Genomic DNA, 24,676 nt, shown 5'->3' on the forward strand with positions numbered 1-24,676 from the left:
TAAGAGCATAGGCAGCTGTCTATGCTCTTATTTAACAACATTGTATTATTAATAATAAACACCTTCCCGCCTTGAAAGCACTTATTTATACTTTTTTTATTCCGCTCCTCATATTACAATCTTGTTTTTCAAATCAGGAGCAGAAGCGTACAGACTCCCAAAGTAACTTAAAAGACAGTTTGTCTACAGACTCGCTTCTCACGCTCATCCAGAAACAAACGTTCCGGTATTTCTGGGACGGTGCGGAACCGACTTCCGGTATGGCCCGTGAACGTATACATATCGATGGTGCCTATCCGGAGAACGATCGGAATGTTGTTACCATTGGTGGTAGCGGATTTGGCATCATGGCCATCATTACAGGTATTGAGCGGCAGTTTATTTCCAAAGAAGAAGGTGCTAAGCGATTGGATCATATCATGGATTATCTGGGTCGGATAGACCGGTTCAAAGGTGCATGGTCACATTGGTACTACGGAGAAACCGGAAAAGCTAAATCGTTTAGCCAACAGGATGATGGAGCAGACATCGTCGAAACTGCTTTTATGGCAGAAGCTCTGATCGTCGTTCGCGAATATTATAAAAACGGTTCCGAAACCGAAAAAGCAATTGCAAACAAAGCAGATGCATTATGGAAAGGAATAGAATGGAATTTCTTCAGAAACGGAAAGGATGTCCTTTTCTGGCACTGGAGTCCCACATACGGATGGGGTATGAATCATGCCATACAAGGATATGATGAGTGTCTGATCACATATATACTGGCAGCCTCCTCCCCTACACATCCTATACCGGCATCTACCTATCACAAAGGATGGGCAAGAGACGGAGCAATCGTAACCGATGCTAAAAAATACGATATCCCGATGATTCTCAAGCATAATGCTCCCAACGGCGGTGTAGGTCCGCTTTTCTGGGAACATTACTCCTATCTAGGATTAGACCCCAAAGGTCTGAAAGATCAATATGCCAATTACTGGGATGTCGTCGTCAATCACAGCAAAATCAACATTGCACACGCAGAACAAAATCCAAATAAATATAAAGGCTACGGTGCAGATAAAGGATGGGGACTCACAGCCAGCTATTCTGTAAAAGGATATGATGCACACCATCCGGACAATGATCATGGCGTCATCAGTCCTACAGCAGCCCTCTCTTCAATGCCGTACACACCAAAGGAAAGTATTGCATTTGCCCGATACCTGAATCAGCATCTGGGGCAAAAAGTCTGGGGGCAGTATGGTTTCTATGATGCATACAGCGAAACGGATAACTGGTTTCCGCAGCGATACCTTGCCATAGATCAGGGGCCTATTATTGTCATGATCGAAAATTACCGGACAGGATTATTATGGAAACTCTTTATGGGCGCACCTGATGTACAAAAAGGATTGAAAGGTCTTGGTTTTACCAGTCCTCACTTTTAGTACTTCAGTAATAATTTTTTAAATACAATAGATATGAATATAAGCAGATACAGTCGATTAGTGCTGTCCATATGTACTTTGTACGTGACCAGCACTGTTACAGCACAGCAGAACAACCAGAAGATGGACAGTTTTATTAATACACTGATGTCAAAAATGACATTAGAGGAAAAAATCGGACAGCTTAATCTGGTGACAGGAGGAGAAGCAACGACAGGCAGTACGGTCAGTACGGGAGTGGAAGGAAAAATCAAATCCGGGGCTATCGGAGGTATATTTAGCATGAGTACACCACAACGTATTCGCGCTGCACAGGACCTGGCAGTGAAACAATCCCGTTTAGGTATTCCTCTTATCTTTGGAATGGATGTTATTCACGGATATAAAACGATTTTTCCGATTCCGATCGGATTAGCTTCCTCCTGGGATATGAATCTGGTAAGACAGACCGCTCAGATCGCTGCAACAGAAGCTACGGCAGATGGAATCAACTGGACATTCTCGCCAATGGTAGACATCTCCCGTGATCCACGCTGGGGCAGGTTCTCAGAAGGAAACGGAGAAGATCCTTATCTCAGTTCCAAAATCGCTGTTGAAATGGTAAAAGGCTATCAGGGTAATGACCTTGCCGCCAATAATACACTGATGGCATGTGTCAAGCATTTTGCACTGTATGGAGCAGCAGAAGCAGGAAGAGACTACAATACTACAGACATGAGTCTGCACAGAATGTACAACGAGTATCTTCCACCCTATAAAGCTGCAATCGATGCGGGAGCAGGAAGTATCATGACTTCATTCAATGATATTAACGGTGTACCTGCGACAGCCAATAAATGGCTTATGACGGATCTGTTACGCCAGCAATGGGGATTTCAGGGTATGGTCGTAACCGATTATACCGCTATAAACGAACTAATTGACCACGGACTGGGAGATCTGCAACAGGTATCCGCTCTCTCTCTGAAAGCCGGAGTAGATATGGATATGGTTGGTGAAGGTTACCTTGGAACCTTGAAAAAATCACTGGAAGAAGGTAAAGTCTCACAAGCTGATATCGACAGAGCCTGCAGATTAGTTTTGGAAGCCAAATATAAACTCGGACTATTTGAAGATCCATACAAATACTGTGATGTAAACCGTGCTAAAAACAATATACTGACTAAAGCACATCTTGCAAAGTCACGTGAAGTAGCTGCAAAATCATTTGTATTACTAAAAAATGATAAGCAAACACTCCCTTTTACAAAAAAAGGAAAAATTGCGCTGGTAGGTCCCCTTGCTAATACCGGTGCAAATATGCCGGGCACATGGAGTGTAAGTGCTGATCTGGAACATACGCCATCACTCTTGCAAGGCATGAAGGATGCATTGGGTAACAAGGTAACTATTCAGTATGCCTTAGGTACAAATCTGTTAGATGATCCTGCATATCAGGAGCGTGCTACTATGTTTGGACGTACAATTCCACGTGATAACCGCAGTGAGCAGGAACTGATAGCTGAAGCAATCAAAGCATCGGAAGGTGCAGATGCCATCGTAGCAGCATTAGGAGAAAGTTCTGAAATGAGCGGAGAAAGCTCCAGCCGTACAGAAATAGGAATACCTTCAAATCAGCAACGTCTGCTAGAGGCACTGTTAAAAACCGGAAAACCGGTAGTACTTGTGCTGTTTACAGGACGGCCACTGACACTGACCTGGGAAAATGAACATGTACCGGCGATACTGAATGTATGGTTTGGTGGTACTGAGACAGGTAAAGCTGTGGCAGATGTGTTGTTCGGAGATGTAAATCCTTCCGGAAAACTACCGGCTACTTTCCCTAAGAATGTAGGTCAGATTCCTTTATATTATAATGCAAAAACTACAGGCAGACCTTTGGAGCAGGGTAAATGGTTCCAAAAATTCAGATCCAATTATTTGGATGTAGACAACGATCCGCTTTATCCGTTTGGGTACGGATTGAGCTATTCTGCTTTTCAGTATAATAACCTTCGCTTAAGCACTTCAAAGCTCCAGAAACAAGGTAAAATCAAGGTTACTGTCGATGTAAAGAATACAGGAAAATATGACGGAGAAGAAGTCGTACAACTCTATATCCGCGACATGGTGGGTTCTGTAACACGCCCTGTGAAAGAATTGAAAGGATTTCAGAAAATAGCCTTCAAAGCTGGAGAAACAAAAGCCGTTGAATTCGAATTGACAGAAGAGGATTTAAAATTCTATAATGAAAAATTAGAATTTGTGACTGAGCCAGGCGAATTTGAAGTATACGTCGGAACAAATTCCAGAGATGTATTAACTTCTAAATTTGAATTACAAAATTAAGGAGTATTGTATTTTCTATAACAAAGGCCTTTCCGGTGTGGAAAGGCCTTTGTTATATATAATGCTGCCGTCAGCATGCATTAGCTATGCAATCTGCCTGCGGTACCGTATATGGGCAATATATACTAAAAAAGTTTTATTAACCTCCCTCCTTTTTTCGCAGGGCCCAACTCTAGGCGATGTAAATATCCGTCTGATAGTTAAACACCAAACGCTTGTCGATAGCATACTCATCAAAAAGCTCACGAAGCCCCTCATACAGCCTCTTACTTTCGCTTTCTTCATTCGGAAAGTAAGATGAAGATTTCACACGGCCAAAAAATGCCTTCAGATCAAAGGTTTGCTGATTGGGAAGAGAAAACTTACGAATGTCTTTTGGTACAAAGAACTCATGAATATGTTCATCTGTGATATTCTTTTGAGTAACGGTTTGATATTCCGGAATATGTTTGACCAGAAATTCTTCATAAGCACGCTGAAATTCATCTTCCGGACTCCGTTGATTCCATACCAGTACGATATGTCCTTCAGGCTTCAGAATGCGCTGGAATTCAGCCTTAGTCTTCACTTTATCGAACCAGTGAAAAGACTGTCCCGCAAAGATCAGATCAATACAATGATCATCGATTTTGGTATCCTCAGCTGTAGCATTTACAGCTATAAAATTTCTGTTCTTTTTGAAATGATGTATACATGCTTCACGCATGGCCTGATTAGGTTCTACTCCAAAAGTATTGTTACCGTTATCCACAAACAGTTTGGTCGATATACCCGTTCCACTGCCAATATCCGCGACCAGCCAATCCTTGTTAAAACCGATTTCCCGGGTCAGCAGGGAAAGAATCTGATTGGGGTAACTGGGTCTGTATTTTTCATAATCAACCACCCGGTCTGTAAATCTGTCAACGTTCTTTTTCATCTGTAAATGATTTATTTTAATGGCATCAAGCAATCCGATTTAATCCATCAACCCCTCATCCTGAAAACTAAAATATTTGCTGTTTGTAAATATCACATGATCCATTACTCTAATATCCATTATTTTTGAAGCATCTACAATTTTTTTTGTCAATTGCAGATCCTGATTACTCGGTTTCAAAGAACCTGACGGATGGTTGTGTACCAGTATCATAGAACTGGCCTGACAGTTCAATGCATGTTTGAGAATAATGCGTACATCTACCGGTGTAAAATCATTTCCCCCTCTCCCGATCAGTTGCTGACTCAGAATAACGGATGCCCTGTTGAGGTACAATACCCAGAACTCTTCATGCAGAAGATCCTGTAACTGGAATTTGAAGTACTCAAAGACTTTCTTACTACAATTGAGGACAACAGCTTCCTTTTCCGTACTCTCCTTTCGCCTTCTGCCCAGTTCCAAAGCCGCTATAATAGTAATAGCCTTAGCACTACCTATGCCTTTATACTTCTTAAGGTCATCCACATCCAGCTGAGATAAGAAATCCAGATTGTGCTGATGATCGGAAAGTATACGGCGTGCCAGTCCGACTGCATCTTCCCCAAAGGATCCCGAGCCAATAAGAATAGCCAGTAATTCTGCATTACTCAACACCCTTCTCCCGCGACTTTCCAGCTTTTCTCTTGGCCGGTCCGTTTCTGCCCATTTATTTATCGCCAACTTACTCATAATGAAAAAACATATAATTCACTCTAAAGATAACAATATCGCTCAAAGAAAAGTTATTTCACCAAAAATTTATTTCGTTAATTATATAAAATCACTCACTTTACGTTTTCCCAAGTCAGTTGTAAATCTTATCTTTGTAATCCAAAAAAATATTGATATGAGCAAAGCGATTATTAAAACAGAAAAAGGCGACATGACTGTGGAATTTTACACAGCCGATGCTCCAAATACCGTAGATAACTTTATCAAACTGGCTAAATCAGGATATTATGACGGATTAGCATTTCACCGTGTTATCCATGATTTCGTTATTCAAGGAGGTTGTCCTAATTCTAAAGAAGGCGCAGCAGGTGTACCGGGAACAGGTGGTCCGGGTTACAAAATAGATTGTGAACTGACAGGAGAAAACCAATACCATGACCGTGGTGTACTTTCTATGGCACATGCAGGCCGTAATACCGGAGGTTCTCAGTTTTTTATCTGCCATAGCCGCAACAATACTGCTCACCTGGACCGCAACCATACCTGTTTTGGTAAAGTTGTTGAAAATGTAGATGTAGTGGATGATATCCGTCAGGGTGATCGTATTTTGACAATTGAAGTAATTGAAGATTAATCCCCCTACCGAAAACTATTAAAATGAATTTAAGAGCATTAGTATCCGTAACCGGCAAACCGGGATTATTTAAATTGATCGGACAAAATAAAGGCGGTTTTATCCTGGAAACATTAGATAAAGCTAAAATCAAATCAGTAGTAAACCTGTCTACAACGAAGATGGCAACTCTGGAAGATATTACCATCTACGGAGAAGAAGAAGAAATCAAATTACTGGATGTATTCGAAACCATCAAAACAAAAGGACTGGAAACACCTGATGTGAAAGCGAGCGGAGATGCATTACGTGATTTTTTCCGTGAAGTAGCACCAGGACATGATGAGTCCCGTGTATATACTTCAGATATCAAGAAAATAATTTCCTGGTATAACATTATTAAAGAATTACCAATATTTGATGAAGAAGCTCCGGCTCCTTTGGTATAATCAAATCTTTAATATGTAAAAAAAGGCTTTACAGATTTGTCTGTAAAGCCTTTTTTTCATGTTGCTAAGAATCAATGAAATATGTCTTTCTGAGTACTCCTTTCTATACTTTTAAACAACGTCTGAAAAACCATGCTGCAATAATTTCTTATCAACTTCTGTAACGTTTCCTTCCATATCCTTACTAACTCTTTAAAATCTAATATTCAGAAATTATGGAAACGAAAAATTTAAACACAACTATTGCAGAGCCGGTAAGAAAACAAATGAGAATTGAATTTTTTGGTCAGGTCACAGGTTTGATCGCGCTGTTATTTGTACCATACTACTTTAATTTCAATCAGGCGATGACTTCAGTGTACATGGTATTCTATGCGTTGACACTATCATTCTCCGGCTATTACCTCTACAAATTTTACAACTTTTACAAGTCAACCTTATCCATTGATCTGGAAAACACCAAAGATCTGACCTGGTTCTACCATGAATTGAAATTAAATGTAAACATCTACACCAATTTCAATTTTATAATGATTATAACAGCTCTTGCATATGGGATAACCTGTCTGTACATCACAAAATTCAACTTCGATCCCTTTGTGCATAAGATCGAATCCTTAATACCCGGAACTACTGCTTATATAGCACTCACGATCAGTACGCTTGTATTCCTGTTTACAATTGCAGAATATTCGGCTAAGTCTACATACCAGAAGTACGCAGACCGTATGAAAGATATTCTTAATCAATTCGATTAATCTGTTATCACAGCCTTACCGGAGGAGAATGTAAAAACCTAAATTACAGCTTTCTCCGGTTTTACACCTGAATTTTCACCGACAGCAGATCTGCTGCAACTTTTTCACCGATCAGTTTACTCCGTTTACCGATTTTTTGACTGGACTCGCCAATTAGCTATGGACAGGGTTTGTTATTGCTTATACCTTTGGATCAAACAATTAACAAGAACCATTAAAAAATTAAAAACAACAAAAAAAACATCATGAAAAATCTAATCAAAACTGTAGCTGTTGTATTATTCATTGCAATAACATCAAGCTCTTTTGCTTCAGGAATCTATAATCCCGGCAAAAATTATTCAGCAGATGCTGTGATCAGCAATTATATTGAAACGACTACCATGGGAAATCCCGAAAATGTAGAGAATCTGTTTACCGATAATTTCTTTCAGACCGTATCTACTCCTGCAAAAGTAATAACCCATTCAAAAAAGCCATTTATAGACTATGTAAAAAGCCAGAAAGGATATGTACAGAACTGTCAGACAAGTCATACCATTATCGAACGCAATGACAACTGCGCAATTGCTAAAATCACATTGACCTACCAGAACTTCACAAAAGTAGAATATGTAACTGTCTGCAGCGATGGTGAAGTATGGAAAGTAAGTCAGGTTGTTACCTCCTATCCTAAAAAATAATAAAAGAAAACCCTATGCATATAAAACAAATTAAGACAAACAACAACGCCACCCGCTCCATAAGTAAGAAAGCTCAGAAACAATTATTTCTGAGCTTTTCAATTCTATTGAACAGCAATGATCAGAAAAGCCCCAGCTGCCGCCCGCGATTAGGGACCTGAAAAAGATCTGTTCGTATTGTCGGATGATCATTTTTGCCCATGTGTTGTTTCACTGATAAGCGAAACAGATCACGTATACTTTCAGCAAGATTTCCTTCCCCTCTTATCCTTCTTCCGAATTCACTGTCATTCAGTTTTCCATTGTGGCAATCCGCTATCCCATGCAATACCTTGTCTGCACGATCAGGATAATTTTTATACAACCAGTCTTTAAAAATGTCTGCTATAGCACCATTCAACCGGACAATAGTATAGCTGGCAGACCGTGCTCCGGCTGCTGCAGCACTTTTGATCAGTAACGGCATCTCATCGCTGTTGATTCCGGGTACTATAGGCGCAACCATAAGCATTACAGGTACTCCCTTACCAGCCAGCTTTTCAATCAGTTTCAGTCTTGCTGAAGCAGTCACTGTACGTGGCTCCATCTTCTGCCTTACCTCTTCACTCAGGGAATTGATCGTAACCGCTACAGAGATCAATTGCAACTTGGCCAGCTCTTCTATTATATCCAGATCCCGCAACATCAGCGAATTTTTACTGATGATAGAGACCGGATGTCTGTATCTCAACATGATTTCCAGAATAGATCTTGTGATTTTTAGTTTGCGTTCTATAGGTTGATAGCAGTCTGTATTGCCGGAAAGCATAATAGCAGAGGGTTGATAGTTTACATTATTAAATTGTTTTTCCAATAGCCGGGCAGCATCATACTTGACCAGTATCTTGCGTTCAAAATCCAATCCGGCACTGAATCCCCAGTACTCATGCGCATTGCGGGCATAGCAATAAATACAGCCATGCTCACATCCCTGATAAGGGTTAATAGATTGCGTAAAATGAAGATCAGGACTATCTGAAACGGAAATGATTTTTTTGGGATGAGTAGGAATTAACTGAGTGGGGACATGCTCCAGAAAGGGCTCGTCTAACCCTTCAATATGCTCCTGTACATATTGAGATACAAAAAATTTATTATTAGGATTGACCTGTGCACCTCTTCCTTTAAAGTAATTCGACTCTTCCATACTCAAAAATACTAAAAATATTAGCATTTTTTTGAGTGTGGAAGATTTAATTTTTTACATGCTTGAACATCCAGTCATAGATATCATCCTGATGAAAAAGACGCTCCACGCTACCGTGATTTCCTCCCGGAATAATGGTTAACGTTACATCAGCATCAGCATCTACTTTTTTAATAGCATTCACAATTTTCTTGGATTCAGACATCGGTACGATATAATCCTTATTTCCATGTTGTACCCAAAGAGGTACTTTAGCCAGATTTTGTGCATAGCTCAATGTTCCTCCTCCGCAAATGGCGACTGCTGCAGCTATCCTGTCAGGGTATTTCCCCGCTACATCCATCGTACCATATCCACCCATACTCATTCCTGCTACATATATTCTGGAACTGTCGGCATTATATTTTTTGATTGTATAATCTACTACTTCCATTACTTTATCCGGATCCCATCCGCCTCTTGATTGCGGAGCGACGACAATAGCCGGTACTTCCTGGCCCTTAGCCATCGCATAGAGTACTCCGTAGCGGGTTACACGGTTCAGATTTGTTCCGGAAAGACTTCTGCCATGAAGAAATACCAATATAGGAGGCTTATTTTCAAGAATTTCAGCTTTAGGTAGCTGAATCATAAAAGGGTATGCAGTCTCTCCTTTTACCGGACTTGGCTGCGCAACAGTAGTCTGAATAAAGAGAGTTAAAAATATTAAAAAACTTACTACAGACTTGATATACATATACATAGGGTCAAAAATTTAATATTCGGGTTACTAAAATACAAACTCTTAACGGATTATTGATACAAATTCTAAATAGAATATTGTATACCGATATTTGACATGTATATCCTAATTTTACATTAACATTACAATCCATATAAACACATCACATTATGAGACTCCAAAAAATAGCCATAATATCTGTTATTTTCTCTGCCATTATTGCCTTGAGTGCATTCATTCCGGCTCCTCAGCCTGCGCAGGAAAAAAAAGCAAAAAACCTGAAAGTACTTCCCAAAAATATAAGTAACGAGGAGCTGGACAAAGTTATGGATGACTTTAAGGTAGCCCTGGGCGTAAAGTGCAATTTCTGTCATGCTAAAAGTAGTACTGACCCTCAGAAAATGGACTTTGCAAGCGATGAAAATCCACATAAGGAAATTGCCAGAAGTATGATGAAGATGACGCAGAAGATCAATAAAAAGTACTTCACACATAAAGACGAAAAATCAGGAACAATAGCCCAGATAAGTTGTATGACATGCCATAATGGTAAAAAACACCCTGAAGTGGTGTCCTTATAAATAAAACGAAAAATGGAGCTAATGCTCCATTTTTCGTTTTGTACAAACTATCAGTGTTCTTGTTGTCTGTCCGACAACCGTGGAATCTATCCTTATTTCTGTAAAATCTTTTTTGTTCTTTCCTCCACTTCCTTTATTAACAGCGGATAAGCAGGATACTGCATATTATGCCCGAATCCCTGAAGTTCTAACAGGCGGACATCTTTATGTCCTGATATTTTCAACATACGCTGCAGGTAGGCATTCTCTTCATATCTGCCCAACATCTCAAGTTCTCTGTCACCTGTTATTAATAATATCGGAGGCGCATCCTGACGAACATGAAATAAGGGTGCAAAACGATCTATAGTAGGTTGTTTCTCTCCTATACCCTGCTCCTGACGACTCGTGAAATGTGTAATCGCCTGTCCGCTGAAAGGTATTAATCCGGCTATCTGATCCGCATCTATATTATACTTCTTCAGATACTGTTTATCTAAAGTCGTCATCATACCCAGATATCCGCCTGCTGAATGTCCCGATACAAAAACAAGTCGTCTGGAACCACCATACTCCTCAATATGGTTGAATACCCATGCAATTGCTGCAGCAGCATCTTCAATAATACCTTCGACATGAGCCTGAGGGGAAAGACGGTACCCTATCCCCACTACTGCCATTCCGCGGTTTTTCAAATATTCCGGAATTTCTTTCTGACCTCCTGTCAGTCCTCCTCCGTGAAACCAGAGGATAGTAGCAAAATCTTTCTTATCTACAGGGTAATAAAAATCAAGTTTACATCTTTCATATTCTGCCGTTTTACTCTTTGTCTCCGGATAATAAGTAACATCTTTTTTCAGGTCGTATTGCGCTAAAAGTATACCCTGAAAAAGCAAAATAAAAACAGCAAGAAGTGTAGAGTGTTTCATAGTAAATGGGATTATGTAAAGAAATGAGATATCTAAAATAGCAAAATATACCCGGATTGCGTATACAAATCCATAAATTAGTCAAGGATAATGATACTATTTTTGAGATGAAGCCAAACATTACAATAGAATACTGCCCCAAATGCGGATGGATGTTACGTGCAGCATACATGGCGCAGGAGCTCCTGACTACCTTTACCGAAGAACTGAACGGTGTAACTCTGAAACCCAGCGAACTAAGCGGGCGCTACCTTATCACTGTAGATAAAACGGAGATTTTTGACCGTAAACGCATGGGACGTTTTCCTGAAATAAAAGAATTAAAACAATTGGTTCGTGATATCGTTGCCACAGATAAAGATCTCGGGCATTCTGACAGAAAATCAGACGGATAGATACAGCAAACACATCCGTCTGTATGATTACATCAGCCTTGCAAACCTACAAGACCCCAAAAGGTATTTCGGGCTTTTACAGATTAAAGGTATATTAGCATAACAATTAAAAAGCATGAAGATACTGCATACGGGCGATTGGCATCTAGGTAAAAAACTGGACTTCTTCACAAGAATAGAAGAACAACGTGTCGTGCTCGAAGAAATATGTAACATTGCGGATGAAGAGCAGGTAGATGCAGTGATTGTCGCAGGTGATCTTTTTGATACTTTCAATCCTCCGGTCGAAGCCGTAGACCTGTTATACAAGACCCTTAAGAGACTTGCGAACAACGGAACGAGACCTGTATTGGCTATAGCTGGCAATCACGATAGTCCGGACCGTATAAATGCGCCGGATGCTCTGGCTCGTGAATGCGGAATTATATTCATGGGATATCCTGACACCACGATCAAGCCTATACAAATAGAAAACGGATTTACGATTACACGATCTGACCTTGGCTTTATAGAACTGCAGTTGCCAAAGCATTCTTCTCCCTTGCGCATACTCTCCACTCCCTTTGCAAATGAAATTCGTCTCAAACAATACCTCGGGATTACTGATAAAGCAGAGAATCTGAATGAGGTACTCAAAAATACATGGCGACAACTGGCTGATAGCTATGCGGATAAATATGGTGTCAATATCCTGGTTACCCATCTCTACATGCTCAAGCGAGGAGGCGAAATACTCGAAGAACCGGATGGAGAGAAGCCTATCAAAATAGGAAATGCAGATATCGTATATTCTGATGGCATACCTTTACAAATACAATACACCGCTCTTGGGCATCTCCATCGCTATCAGAATATAGGCGGACACCTCGCCCCAGTAGTCTACAGCGGCAGTCCGCTCGCCTATTCATTTTCAGAAGCAGGACAGGAAAAGAAAGTGGTGATTATAGAAGCAGAAGCAAACAGGCAGGTACAGATAAAGACACGCAATCTCCAATCCGGACGCAGACTTTACCGCAAACGCTTTGAAGATACAGACGAAGCAGTATCGTGGTTGCAGACGCATCCCAATGCATTGGTCGAACTGACACTGGTAAGCGAAACATTTGCAACATCACAGGATCTGAAACGCATACATGCAGCACATGACGGAATTATCCATATCATACCGGTGGTCAGACAACAGGAACAACAACTGTCTGCTGCAGCGCATATCAATCTCGAACAGGATATACAGGATCTTTTCAAAGATTATTTTAAATCCAGATACGGACAAGAGGTCAATGATGAACTGATCTCTTTATTTAACGAAGTTTTGAACAGTACCAACGATACAGAAGACTAACAGATGCTACCCATATATTTAAGTATAGAAGGCTTATATTCTTATCAGGAAAAACAAGAAATAGATTTCACCAAACTTACTGAAGCGGGATTATTCGGTATATTCGGAAATGTAGGCTCCGGAAAATCCTCTATTCTCGAAGCGATTAGTTTTGCTCTGTATGGTAACACCGAACGTCTCAATTCCAAAGAGAACAGAAGCTATAATATGCTCAATCTCAAATCTGCAGCAGCGACTATCATCTTTGATTTTATCAATTTTGAAAACCGAAGGTTCAGGTTTGCAGTGCACTGGAAAAGAAAAAAGAAATTTGATCAAACCTCCACAATAGAAAGAGTCGCTTATGAATGGCTGCAGCATAATTGGGTTCCGATGGAATCTGCAGATGCAACCCATATCACCAACCTGACCTACCAGAATTTTAAAAGAACTATCATCATTCCTCAGGGACAGTTTAAGGAATTTCTTGACCTCAAAGGTAAAGACCGTTCGGATATGATGAAGGAAATCTTTAACCTCGATAAATACGATCTGGGGCCAAAAGTATCCTTGCTTCAAATCGAAAACAACAGAAAGATCGAACATCTGCAGGGCGCATTGTCCGGATTTGAAGACATAAATTCAGGAACTATTGAACTGAAGAAAAATGGTTTAGGTGAAGCTAAAGTATTGCTGGACCAATTAAGATCAGCATATCAACAAACCGAAAACAGTTACAAAGTACTGTCTGAAGCGAAAGCAAATCGTGAAAACCTGAAGGAAAAGGAAGAACAATTTGCACAGTTAAAGCTAAAACAGCCCGAAATCCTACATCTGGAAAAAGAACTGGATGAATACGAGAAACTGGTATCACTGTTTCGTGAACCTCTGGACAGAATCCAATCTTTACAACGGGATCAGGATCAGCTGGAAATAAAAATCCAGAATCTGCTACAGGAGAAACAACAAACTTCACTGACACTGAAAGAAAAAGAGCTATCCTTTCAGAAGGTTGAAAAAGATTTCCGGAAAATAGAAGAGCTCAAAATAAAAATCAGTGATCTCAAAAATCTGATTCAGATACGAACCCAACAGTCTGAAAAGAGTAATCTGCAAAGCCGTTTAGCCAAAGGAACACCTATACTGGAACAGACTCGCAAAGAAGAACAGGTCTTTATAGCGGATATAAATCTTCAGGAAACAACCCTTGAACAGTTAAAATCTGTCAAGATCGAAACTTCCGAACTGATGGAAATAGACAACTGGTACCAGCGTCATGATCTGCTCCTGAAAAACAAATCTGCTCTGATCGAAAAGATTGATCTGCTGAAATTGCAGCAGGAAGAATTAACAGGTTCATTTACTGCTAACGGGTATACAGTAGACAACTGGGAATCTGAAATCACCCATCAGCTCCAGCAGATTACTGCCGATATCAGAGCGTTAACTAAACAGGAGACTGATTTACAGGTACAAAAAGAACTCGGTCGGTTTGCAGACGACCTTCATCATGAAGAAGCCTGCCCTCTCTGCGGATCTTTGGATCATCCGAATCCTATGCAGATACACGATGTCAGCATACAGTTAGGAGAATTAAAAGCAAAACAAACGGAGATAACAGAAAGACAGCAGCAACTGCAATCACTTCTCAGTCAGATGACCAGATGGAGTACATCCTATCAGGACAAAAAAATACAACTGGAAGCAGCGGCAAAAGAATTGCAACAGGCAGATGAACAACTCACAGAACTACGTACCCGATTCAGCTGGGAAAATTTCCGTTGGGACGATCGCACGTTATTTGAAGAACAAAAAACAGCTTTAAGACAAAGTGAAATACAGATAAAAGAAGCAGAGCTCCTGCTAAAATCATTGCGTGTACAGCTGGCAGAGACTCAGAGTAAAGCAGCAAAATTCGAGCGCTCATTAAATGAGTTCACTCAACAGATTGCCGTCATAGATGGCCTGATCACTCAGCATAAGATGCAGATACAAGCTATTCAGATTGAAGATTACAACCACAATAACGATCAGGATCTCTTAGCAGAAATACAAAATGCAGAAGAGCTGATAATTCGCACGGAAGAACAACATAAAACCCTGCAGGCTGCAATCAATCAACTCCACACGATAGTCGCATCTGTACAAGGAAAACATACAGAAGCACTGGAGAACTACCAGAATACAGTACAAAAGATCGACAAGCTTAATCAGGAAATACTTACCCACATCGAGCAGCAACATTTACCAGGTATCAGAGCCATTCAGCTTGTATTGCAAAAAAATCTGCCCGTCATAGAAAACAGAAAACGTATACACGATTATAAAGTTGCCTATGAAACACTTCAAAAACAAATTACTGAACTTATGCAAAGCAGTGCCGTTCAGGATTTTGATGAAGCACTGTTCGAACGTACCAAAATCGAATTAGAAGAAAAGAAATCAGCACATGAGTTGCAGATCGCACATACAGGAGCATTAGAACGCGAATTGCAACGTTTGGAAGATGAGTTTGAGAAAAAGGGAAAACTGCTGACAGCATTTGAGAAGCTGAGCCATCGCAAAGATAATCTGCGCACACTTGACAACATGTTTAAAGGCTCGGGATTTGTCAATTACGTGTCGAGTATACATTTACAACGCTTATGTGATATTGCAAATCAGCGTTTCCACCGGCTGACCAAAAATCAGCTCAGCCTGATTATCAATGAAGCCAACGAATTTGAGGTCATCGACTACCTCAACAATGGCTATCACCGTTCTGTAAAAACACTTTCAGGAGGGCAGGGATTTCAGGCCTCCCTTTGCCTGGCATTAGCATTAGCCGAAAATATACAGTCGCTCAATAAGGCAGATAAAAATTTCTTTTTTATAGATGAAGGTTTCGGCACACAGGATGCAGAAAGTATGAATACCGTATTCGAAACATTACAATATCTCAATAAGGAAAACAGAATAGTAGGTATCATTTCGCATGTGGAAGAATTGAAAGAACGTATTCCCATGTCCGTAACAGTTATCAAAGATTTGGAAAGAGGAAGTATAGTTAAAATGAGTTCCTGACTAACACGAAAAGGGAACACAAGGGGTTAATTTAATGTTAATCTTAAAATCGCAGATTGTATTTCAGATCAAAAGACCTTATTATTGTAAACGATAGAATAAAAACATGAACTCCTCCATATGAAATACCCGATTCTGTTAGTTGTCATTGGTCTCTTTACTTCATTTACATATGCACAATCCCTGAAACCCGGTTTTGAGAAAGAGGAATACAGAACCATGCTCACCTTAATGAGTCAGGTCAAAGAACATCCCGTATATCAGGATTTTACTCTGAGATACACATCACCAGTAATGGGACTGGAAAACAGATGGTGGCTGTGGACCAGTGATGAACATAAGCAGGCCGTAATAGGGATAAGAGGAACAGTTTCAAGTTCAGAAAGCTGGCTGGCTAACTTCTATGCCGCTATGATTCCTGCCAAAGGTCAGTTACAGTTAGATGATTCCCGAATATTTGAATATAATTTTTCACAAGATCCCAAAGCAGCAGTTCATGTAGGATGGACATTCAGCACGGGTTTTCTCTCTGCAGATATTTTACCCCATCTGGATTCCTGTTATAAAGCAGGCATAAAAGACATCTATATTACCGGCCATAGTCAGGGTGGAGCCATCAGCTACCTCTTGACTTCCCATCTTCGTCATCTGCAACAGCAGGGACAATTACCGGCAGATATACAGTTCAAAACATACAGCTCTGCAGCTCCAAAAGTGGGCAATCTGTACTATGCCTATCAATATGAAGCTGATACACAGATCGGATGGGCTTTCAATGTAATCAATACAATGGATTGGGTTCCGGAAACACCGTTCTCCGTACAAAAATTAGATGATTTTAATGAGATTAATCCTTTTCCACAATTGGAGAAAGCAATACAAAAGCAATCCTTTGGCAAAAAGATTGTTATAAAACATTATCTTAATAGGATAAAAAAACCTACAGAAAAAAGTCAGAAAAATATAGAAAAATTGCTGGGACATAAAGTTTTCACTTTTCTCAAAAAAAAATACCCCCATTTAGTAGAACCAAAATACTTTCCGTCATCCAATTATATGCGGGCAGGACAACATATTGTCTTAAAGCCAGATAGCAGCTACACAAGCTCTTTTCCTGATGACATAAAACAACCCTTTATGCATCATAGCTTCAAATCCTATTTCTATTTACTCGATAAACTCTGAAAAACAGACGACAGTTCAGGATGATAAATTTATATTAGGTACGATATTTGCGAGTACCTGATTTAACTATTCAATACTGAACTAAAATGAAAAGAACTCCGTTTACAACTTTTGCAATTTTATTGGTCGTAGCCCTCATATTGGTCTTTGCGACAACATGCTCGAGCGTTATATAATATCTCCGTAATGGCTCCTTTAAAACACATTATTCCGTATATGCGCCATGTTGCGTAGCAAAGCATCATCTGGTACCGTCTTACCCGACAGCGCATCTCTTCCCCTTTTACATCAACTTCCAGAAAACAAATAGTGCCGGATAAGTCCTGAAATCAGGTTAGTCCTCAAAACATTTATTACTGATTTACAGTATAAAACAATTTTTTTTAATCTATATAGTCTACCATTCATATAGATTTTATATATTTGCAAAATAATAATTTGCAATGAATACCAATACACACAAACTTTACTGTTTTCGAATGCTCTCAGGAAGATAATGCTGATCATTGTTTTCCTACCTCTATCCTGTTTTTATATTAATAATATTTTATGAACTAAACTTTTACATTCATGAATTTAAAGATTCATCACTTCCTTATTCTTATCGTCGGGATACTGATTCCGTCTTACCTGCATGCGCAGAATATCACAGTATCCGGAAAAGTAACAGACGAACAAAATCAACCTCTATCCGGAGTGACCATCACTGAAATAGCCGGTACACATACGACACAGACGGATCAGAACGGAGCTTTTTCGCTTCAGATCTCCTCTGCAGAAGCAAAATTACGCATCACTTTTGTAGGATATGAGTCTCAGACACAGACAGTCAAAAGCGGACAGCAACTGGCGATCAGTCTGAAAAGTGAAAACACACAACTTACAGAAGTAGTAGTAACTGCACTCGGTATATCCCGTGAGAAAAAAGCATTGGGGTATGCGGTACAGGAAGTCAAATCTACGGAACTGCAAACCCGTCCAACAAATGCACTAAGCGCTATTTCAGGAAAAGTTGCCGGCCTACAGGTTGTTTCATCAGGAGGTAACATAGGCGGTTCTACCCGCGTATTGCTGCGAGGTATCAACTCTATTGCCGGGAACAATCAACCTCTCTATGTCGTAGATGGTACGCCAATGGACAACAGCGACCTTAACAGCAGCGCGACTATAAATGGAAGCGCAGGAAAAGATGTCGGAAATATGATCCAGGATCTTAATCCGGATGATATCGAGAATATCTCGGTACTAAAAGGACCTTCCGCAGCAGCACTTTACGGATCCAGAGCAGCTAACGGGGTGATCCTGATCACCACAAAAAGAGCCGCTAAAGGTGAACGTGTAGATATCAGCCTCAATACAGGAGTAGATTTTGAAAATATCGTACGACTTCCTAAAAGACAGAAATTATATGGTCAGGGATATGCTACTACATTCCCGACAGCGACTATCAACGGTACAGAATACAAAATTGTAGATTATGCATCTGATGAAAGCTGGGGTCCTCGCCTGGATGGAACACCGGTATTACAATGGTATAGCCTGAATCCGGAAGATGAAGCAAATTACCTCAAACCGACTCCATGGTCCTACCCTAAGAATGATGTAAATTATTTCTTCAAAACGGGTATTTCCAATACGAATAACCTGTCTATAGCAGGAACAAGTGGAAGTACAAACTACAGATTTTCGTATACCAACAAGAATGTATCCGGTACAATCCCTAATTCCAGCCTGGATCGCAATACATTGAATTTTTCAGGAGGAACACAATTAGGCAATCTGAAGATCACTTCGACACTCAACTATATCAAAAATTCCTCTCTCGGTAAACCCTGGAGCGGAGCTTCTAACCGTAATATTATGCTGGAAGCCTTCCAGTGGGGAGCAGTGCAGGTGGACTACAAAATATTAGAAAACTATAAACGTGCAGATGGTACTCCGCTGGCATGGAACCGTACAGGCTGGCAAAATACCCCGGCTGCAGAAGCAACCAGATTTATTGACAATCCGTACTGGTCTGCATATGAAAGCTATATGGAAGAGAGCCGGGATCGCTTTTACGGTAATTTCGGATTACAATATGATATCAATAACTGGTTGACCGTAGGCGCAAAAGTACATGGTGATATCTACAGCTTTAATTATCAGGATCGCATAGCAGTATACTCCCGCTCCGCTTCCCAATACGAAGAATCCAGTAATAAGCTGAATGAATACAACTACGAATTCCTCGCTACAGCCAAAAAGAACTGGGATAAATTCTCTTTAGTAGCTAACATCGGCGCAAACTTACGCGATCAGCAACGGAAAGTAGATTATGCCATCACACAGGGCGGGCTGATAGTACCTGAGTATTATAACTTGAAAAATGCATCCAGTGTCAAAGTGGATAATAACCGCTTTCACAAAAGAGTATCTTCCCTATACGGTAGCTTCTCTTTAGGATACAATGATTTACTATATATTGATGGTACGGTGCGCAACGACTGGTCCTCTACTCTACCAGTCGATGATAATTCATTTATCTACCCATCATTCACAGGAAGTTTTATCTTCAGTCAGTTAGAAGGTATTAAAAATCTGGATTGGCTTTCCTTCGGTAAATTACGTCTGGGATGGGCACAGGTCGGAAATGATACAGATCCTTACCAATTATACAAAGTGTATGGCGTAGATCTGTCATTTGACGGACTCCCTTCCACAAGTTTACAGAATCAGCTGAACAATCCGTTGCTGAAACCGGAGATTACGACTTCATGGGAAACCGGTCTGAATCTGCAATTTCTTAAAAACAGAGTCGGAATTGATGTAACGTACTATAACAACAGCTCCCGAAACCAGATCATTCCTTTACCAGTCTCTCCGGCTTTCGGATATGAATACAAAATTATCAATGCCGGAAAGATTAATAATAAAGGTATAGAAATAACGCTGAACGGCACACCTGTTAAATCTCAAAATCTGGAGTGGAACAGTACATTAAACTGGTCCCGCAATAGAAATAAAGTAATCAAGCTATCCGATGATGCCAATACGTATACACTGAGCAATTCACTGGTCAGTCTGGTTGCCAGAGAAGGTGAGCAATACGGACAATTGTTAGGGTATGATTTTGTAAAAACAGATGATGGCAGAAGAGTTGTTCAGGCAGATGGTACGTATATGAGAACATCACAACTCGTACCATTGGGATCTGTACTCCCTGACTATATATTTGGCTTTCAAAACCAGTTCCGCTACAAAAACTTAAGTTTAGGATTTTTGATCGATGGACGTGTAGGCGGAAGCTTCTTCTCTCAAACGTACAAAGTAGGTATGTATGCAGGTATATTAGATCGTACCGCAGAAAATAATATCCGTGAAACAGGCGTCGTATTAGATGGTGTCAAAGGTAATGTCGTTTTCAATCCGGATGGTTCTTATACCGTATCCAATATCTCAGAAAATGACACCCGCATTACAGCTCAGCAATGGGCTCGTAACGAGTACAACGGTCCGACTACGTTCTCCATCTTTGACGGAACCTTTATCAAGCTGCGTGAAGTAACAGTCGGCTATACATTCAAGCTAAAGAACAATACATTCGTTAAAAATCTTGGTGTTTCAGTCTATGGCCGTAACCTTTGGAATATCTATACTAAAAGCAAGTATATCGATCCTGAATTTACCAATAGCGGAGGCAATGTACAAGGTATAGAAGGAGGAAACATTCCTACCCCGGTAACTTATGGTTTTAATGTTAATCTTAAATTCTAATTTTACATGAAATTACTCAAATTCACATATACAGGTTTACTAGGTCTATCCTTATTGACACTGGCTTCATGCTCAGATGAGAAATTTACAGAGATAAATACAAATCCTAATCTTCCGTCTAAAGTATCGACGACAAGTCTGCTGATATCTGCTCAGAAACAAACTATGGACGCTATCCGCAGTGAAGAGATCAACTACAGAGGGGCACAATTATTTGCGCAGTATTTCAGTCAGAATATTTATACCGATCCGTCCCGTTATCAGATACCGACAAGTTATTCGGATAATTTCTGGATCAAATCGTATAAAGCCCTCAACAATCTGAATGAGATCATCAAACTCAATACAGATGAAGCTACACGCATCGGAGTGACGGCAAATAATGCAGGAACGAATACAAACCAGATTGCTATAGCACGAGTATTGAAGTCATACCTTTTTCATTCCCTGACAGATGTATTCGGAGATATCCCTTACGAATCATACGGCAATAAGGATCCTGATTTTCAGGCTTTACAACAAAGCCCGGACAATCTGACTCCAAAATATGCCACACAGGAAAAGATCTACAAAGATATTCTCAATGAACTGAAACAGGCCGCAGACACCTTATTCAAATACAGCTCTGCCAACACCTTTGGCACATCAGATAATATCTACAAAGGAAGCAATCAAAAATGGTATAAATTTGCAAACTCTTTGCGCCTGCGTCTGGCAACACGTATAGCACTCAAAGATGCCGCATTATCCCGTACACATATCGAAAGTGCGCTGGCACAGGGTGTATTCACATCAAATGATGACAATGCAGCCTTCAAATATTCATCAGCATCTCCAAATGAAGCGCCCTTATACCGTGCTACAGTAATTGCAAACAGAAAGGATTTTGCCGTTTCAAATGTCATTATCGATGCCCTGAAAGGAATTCGCGGACCATTTACAACTCCGGATCCGAGACTGGCTAAGTATGCCAATCCAAATGCAAGCGGTGTATATAACGGGCAGATCTACGGGTTGCCGCTCGAAGCAGGACAACTATTTCCCGAAAGCACCATCTCATTGCCGGGAACAATCATTAATGCAGCAAACTATGCCGAAGTATTACAGGAATACGCTGAAGTTCAGTTCCTGATTTCCGAATATAAAAACTGGGATCAGACAGCGTATGCCAATGGAGTAAAAGCTTCATTAACAAAATGGGGTGTAAATGAGACAGATGCAGCTGCATACCTGTCCGCATTACCGGCAGCCAGCAAACAAAATGTACTGACTCAAAAATACCTTGCCCTTTACAATCAGGGGATAGAATCCTGGTCAGAGATACGCCGGACAGGATATCCCTTATTCCTGATCAAAAGCGGAGATCTGCTATGGACGGGTCTTGTAGGAGGAGTCACAAAAACCTACTACTTTACACCTGAAGTAGGTCAGACTATTCCAAACCGATTGGTATATCCGATCATTGAGCAGAACACCAATAAAGCCAACTATCAGGATGCTTTAAAATCACAGGGCGACGACGTCATCACCAATAAAATATGGTGGAATAAATAACGCTACACCTAATATGTTTAAGAGGATATTCCACACCGGTTTATCCTCTTTTTTATTGCCTTTTTTTCTGGAAATAAACCGTATCTTTGCGCCATGATTAATGTGTCCAATCTTTCTCTTCGTTTCGGCAAACGTGTGCTGTTCGAAGATGTCAACCTTAAATTTACTGCTGGAAACTGCTACGGTATCATCGGTGCAAATGGTGCCGGAAAATCCACTTTCTTAAAGATTGTCTCCGGAGAGATCGATCCTTCAACAGGATCTGTAGCTTTCACACCCGGAGAAAGAATGTCTGTATTAAAACAGAATCACTATGAGTTTGATAAGTTTTCCGTAATTGAGACTATTCTGATCGGTAATCAGGAGCTCTACAAGATCATGAAGGAAAAAGATGCCATTTACTTAAAAGAAGATTTCACAGATGCAGATGGTGAACGTGCCGGTGAACTGGAAAGTCTTTTTGCGGAAATGGACGGATGGAATGCCGAAAGCAACGCAGCGACTTTATTGAGTAACCTGGGAATTTCGGAAGATCTGCATTATAAATTGTTAGAAGAACTGGATGGTAATCAGAAAGTACGTGTGCTTTTGGCGCAGGCTTTATTCGGAAAACCGGACATCCTGATTCTGGATGAGCCTACAAATGACCTGGATATCAATACTATTGCATGGTTAGAAGATTTCCTGGCGACTTATGAAGCAATCGTACTGGTCGTTTCTCACGACCGTCACTTTCTGGATGCCGTATGTACGCATATCGTAGATATTGACTTTAGTAAAATGACTATCTATACCGGTAACTATTCATTCTGGTATGAGTCTTCTCAACTGGTCCTGAAACAACGTACGGATCAGAATAAAAAGATGGAAGATAAAGTCAAGGAATTACAGGAATTTATCCGTCGTTTCTCGGCCAATGCTTCCAAATCCAAACAGGCAACTTCCCGTAAGAAAGCCCTTGATAAGATCAATATAGAAGAGATTAAACCTTCAAATCGTAAATATCCGGCGATCATGTTCAATCAGATGAACCGCGAACCGGGTGATCAAACTTTATCAGTAGAAGGCCTTGGCAAAACAGTCAGTGGAGAAGTATTCTTCAAAGACATTAACTTCATGATCAACAAAGGAGATAAGATTGCAGTTCTGGGACGCAATTCACTTATTACCTCTGCATTTTACGATATTATTACCGGTCGTGATAAAGATTTCCAGGGTGAATTCAAATGGGGAATTACCATTACCCCTGCCGATATGCCTATAGAGAATGCCGAATTCTTTGAGGGTAAAAATGACAACCTGATCGATTGGTTGAGAGAATACACGACTAATCCGGAAGCTGACGAACAGTTCCTACGCGGATTCTTAGGCAAAATGCTCTTCTCTGGAGAAGAAGTTCTTAAAAAAGCATCTGTTTTGTCCGGAGGTGAAAAAATGCGTTGTATGTTCTCCAGAATGATGCTTCAGGGAGCCAACTTCCTTATTTTTGACGAACCAACCAATCACCTGGATCTGGAATCAATCACCGCTTTAAACAACGGCTTGAAAGATTTCAAAGGATCTATGCTGTTTACCTCCCGTGACCACGAGTTGACAGAAACAGTAGCAAATCGTATTATAGAGCTGACTCCTAAAGGAATCATTGATAAACTGATGACTTACGATGAATACATCAATAGCGAAGCCGTTCAGGCACAAAGAGCAGAGATGTACAGCTAAAACATAGTATACCATTTATTAAAAACACCTTACTTAAGTGAATTAAGTAAGGTGTTTTTCTTTTTGGCCAGATGCGTTTAATGGAATTCTCGTCAGTGGAATAAAAAAACCTCACCCTAACCCTCTCCTTAGAAAGGAGAGGGAATTTTTTAACGATACCCCTTCTCTCCTTTTCAAGGAGAGATCCCGATTTATCAGGAGAGAGGTTAAATAACCAAATGCGTTTACTGCTCCACTCACCAGCAGAATAAAGAACCTCACCCTAACCCTCTCCTTAGAAAGGAGAGGGAATTCTTTAACAAAATTCTTTCTTTAATAAAAAAAATAAAATACTGAAAAACAATACATTACACACATAAAAGCAAAATAATTTGTAAAATAACATTCATCAAAATA

Annotated in this window: 19 protein-coding genes; 14 read left to right on the forward strand and 5 right to left on the reverse strand. The window is 40.2% G+C overall.

Annotated elements, in window-relative coordinates:
- The first annotated feature begins 71 nt into the window (after positions 1–71).
- Positions 72–1,430, forward strand: a complete 1,359-nt coding sequence (locus tag I6J03_RS02265) for a glucoamylase family protein (protein WP_003010728.1) — start codon at positions 72–74, stop codon at positions 1,428–1,430.
- A 33-nt stretch (positions 1,431–1,463) separates the two neighbouring features.
- Positions 1,464–3,758, forward strand: a complete 2,295-nt coding sequence (gene bglX, locus I6J03_RS02270) for a beta-glucosidase BglX (protein WP_317192128.1) — start codon at positions 1,464–1,466, stop codon at positions 3,756–3,758.
- 172 nt (positions 3,759–3,930) lie between these two features.
- Here the strand turns inward: bglX and I6J03_RS02275 are convergent, their stop codons facing one another.
- Both I6J03_RS02275 and radC read right to left on the reverse strand, forming a co-directional pair.
- Positions 3,931–4,677 carry a class I SAM-dependent methyltransferase gene (locus I6J03_RS02275; RefSeq protein WP_201694123.1) on the reverse strand — a complete coding sequence of 249 codons (747 nt, stop codon included), beginning with the start codon at positions 4,675–4,677 and terminating at the stop codon, positions 3,931–3,933.
- A 39-nt stretch (positions 4,678–4,716) separates the two neighbouring features.
- Complete coding sequence (gene radC, locus I6J03_RS02280) at positions 4,717–5,406, reverse strand: RadC family protein (RefSeq protein WP_003010714.1); 690 nt, start codon at positions 5,404–5,406, stop codon at positions 4,717–4,719.
- 157 nt (positions 5,407–5,563) lie between these two features.
- Between radC and I6J03_RS02285 the strand changes: the two genes are divergently transcribed.
- The 4 genes from I6J03_RS02285 to I6J03_RS02300 all read left to right on the forward strand — a co-directional run bounded on the left by I6J03_RS02285 (position 5,564) and on the right by I6J03_RS02300 (position 7,891).
- Positions 5,564–6,022, forward strand: coding sequence for a peptidylprolyl isomerase (locus tag I6J03_RS02285; protein ID WP_039990367.1), 459 nt, complete (start codon positions 5,564–5,566; stop codon positions 6,020–6,022).
- 23 nt (positions 6,023–6,045) lie between these two features.
- Positions 6,046–6,450 carry a DUF5606 family protein gene (locus I6J03_RS02290; RefSeq protein ID WP_003010710.1) on the forward strand — a complete coding sequence of 135 codons (405 nt, stop codon included), beginning with the start codon at positions 6,046–6,048 and terminating at the stop codon, positions 6,448–6,450.
- Positions 6,451–6,665: 215 nt separating this feature from the next.
- The gene (locus I6J03_RS02295; protein WP_003010708.1) at positions 6,666–7,208 is read left to right on the forward strand and encodes a hypothetical protein; all 543 of its coding nucleotides are present in this window, start codon (positions 6,666–6,668) and stop codon (positions 7,206–7,208) included.
- A 245-nt stretch (positions 7,209–7,453) separates the two neighbouring features.
- Positions 7,454–7,891 (forward strand): nuclear transport factor 2 family protein, encoded by a 438-nt coding sequence (locus tag I6J03_RS02300; RefSeq protein ID WP_003010707.1) that lies wholly within the window; start codon positions 7,454–7,456, stop codon positions 7,889–7,891.
- Between the two features lie 121 nt (positions 7,892–8,012).
- On the opposite strand, the gene I6J03_RS02305 is transcribed toward I6J03_RS02300, so the two are convergent.
- The gene (locus I6J03_RS02305) at positions 8,013–9,104 is read right to left on the reverse strand and encodes a PA0069 family radical SAM protein (protein WP_003010705.1); all 1,092 of its coding nucleotides are present in this window, start codon (positions 9,102–9,104) and stop codon (positions 8,013–8,015) included.
- Between the two features lie 19 nt (positions 9,105–9,123).
- Complete coding sequence (locus I6J03_RS02310; RefSeq protein ID WP_003010703.1) at positions 9,124–9,813, reverse strand: carboxylesterase family protein; 690 nt, start codon at positions 9,811–9,813, stop codon at positions 9,124–9,126.
- A 155-nt stretch (positions 9,814–9,968) separates the two neighbouring features.
- On the opposite strand from I6J03_RS02310, the gene I6J03_RS02315 reads away from it, so the two are divergent.
- Positions 9,969–10,379 carry a c-type cytochrome gene (locus I6J03_RS02315; RefSeq protein WP_201694125.1) on the forward strand — a complete coding sequence of 137 codons (411 nt, stop codon included), beginning with the start codon at positions 9,969–9,971 and terminating at the stop codon, positions 10,377–10,379.
- A 92-nt stretch (positions 10,380–10,471) separates the two neighbouring features.
- Here the strand turns inward: I6J03_RS02315 and I6J03_RS02320 are convergent, their stop codons facing one another.
- Positions 10,472–11,287: an alpha/beta hydrolase gene (locus I6J03_RS02320; protein ID WP_003010699.1), complete on the reverse strand. Its 816-nt coding sequence runs from the start codon at positions 11,285–11,287 to the stop codon at positions 10,472–10,474.
- A gap of 107 nt (positions 11,288–11,394) precedes the next feature.
- Between I6J03_RS02320 and I6J03_RS02325 the strand changes: the two genes are divergently transcribed.
- From I6J03_RS02325 to I6J03_RS02355, 7 genes are all read left to right on the forward strand, one after another.
- The gene (locus tag I6J03_RS02325) at positions 11,395–11,682 is read left to right on the forward strand and encodes a SelT/SelW/SelH family protein (protein WP_198137134.1); all 288 of its coding nucleotides are present in this window, start codon (positions 11,395–11,397) and stop codon (positions 11,680–11,682) included.
- A gap of 115 nt (positions 11,683–11,797) precedes the next feature.
- A complete protein-coding gene (locus I6J03_RS02330) occupies positions 11,798–13,024 on the forward strand; it encodes a metallophosphoesterase family protein (protein ID WP_003010696.1) in 1,227 nt (408 codons plus the stop codon).
- 3 nt (positions 13,025–13,027) lie between these two features.
- Positions 13,028–16,066 carry an SbcC/MukB-like Walker B domain-containing protein gene (locus tag I6J03_RS02335; RefSeq protein WP_201694127.1) on the forward strand — a complete coding sequence of 1,013 codons (3,039 nt, stop codon included), beginning with the start codon at positions 13,028–13,030 and terminating at the stop codon, positions 16,064–16,066.
- A 120-nt stretch (positions 16,067–16,186) separates the two neighbouring features.
- Positions 16,187–17,251, forward strand: coding sequence for a lipase family protein (locus I6J03_RS02340; RefSeq protein WP_201694129.1), 1,065 nt, complete (start codon positions 16,187–16,189; stop codon positions 17,249–17,251).
- Positions 17,252–17,821: 570 nt separating this feature from the next.
- Positions 17,822–21,007 carry a SusC/RagA family TonB-linked outer membrane protein gene (locus I6J03_RS02345; RefSeq protein ID WP_201694131.1) on the forward strand — a complete coding sequence of 1,062 codons (3,186 nt, stop codon included), beginning with the start codon at positions 17,822–17,824 and terminating at the stop codon, positions 21,005–21,007.
- Positions 21,008–21,013: 6 nt separating this feature from the next.
- A complete protein-coding gene (locus tag I6J03_RS02350) occupies positions 21,014–22,561 on the forward strand; it encodes a SusD/RagB family nutrient-binding outer membrane lipoprotein (RefSeq protein WP_003010685.1) in 1,548 nt (515 codons plus the stop codon).
- Between the two features lie 93 nt (positions 22,562–22,654).
- Positions 22,655–24,280 carry an ABC-F family ATP-binding cassette domain-containing protein gene (locus tag I6J03_RS02355; RefSeq protein WP_003010683.1) on the forward strand — a complete coding sequence of 542 codons (1,626 nt, stop codon included), beginning with the start codon at positions 22,655–22,657 and terminating at the stop codon, positions 24,278–24,280.
- Positions 24,281–24,676 lie beyond the last annotated feature (396 nt).

It is taken from the genome of Sphingobacterium spiritivorum (assembly GCF_016724845.1).
Classification (GTDB): Bacteria; Bacteroidota; Bacteroidia; order Sphingobacteriales; family Sphingobacteriaceae; genus Sphingobacterium; species Sphingobacterium spiritivorum_A.